The organism is Thiolapillus sp., from assembly GCF_048562965.1.
Lineage (GTDB): Bacteria > Pseudomonadota > Gammaproteobacteria > Chromatiales > Chromatiaceae > Thiolapillus > Thiolapillus brandeum_A.
Genome location: NZ_JBHNMF010001103.1, coordinates 605 through 885 on the forward strand (window position 1 = coordinate 605; position 281 = coordinate 885).

1 protein-coding gene is annotated in these 281 nt (G+C 56.2%); it reads left to right on the top strand.

Translation table 11 applies throughout. The annotated features are described in order from the left end of the window. Window positions 1–281, top strand: a 281-nt coding sequence (locus ACOCD2_RS22595) for a transposase family protein (protein WP_419626179.1), incomplete at both ends; no start/stop codon positions are given.

Sequence of the window (281 nt, forward strand, 5' to 3'; positions counted from 1 at the left end):
GTGGAACAAGAGGAAGGGGTGCAACACTGTTGCCCGACCTGCGGCGAGGTATCGCCGGGCTATGATTCCCGAAAGCGCAAATGGCGACATCTTGATACTTGCCAGTACAAAACCATTCTGTTGGCGGACGTTCCGAGGGTGAAATGCAAGGAGCATGGTGTTGTTACGGTGTCCGTGCCCTGGGCCGAGCCGGGTTCTGGGTTTACCGCCATGTTTGAGGCTCTGGTCATCGACTGGTTGAAAGAAGCCTCTACAGCAGCGGTTTCTCGTCTGATGGGGCT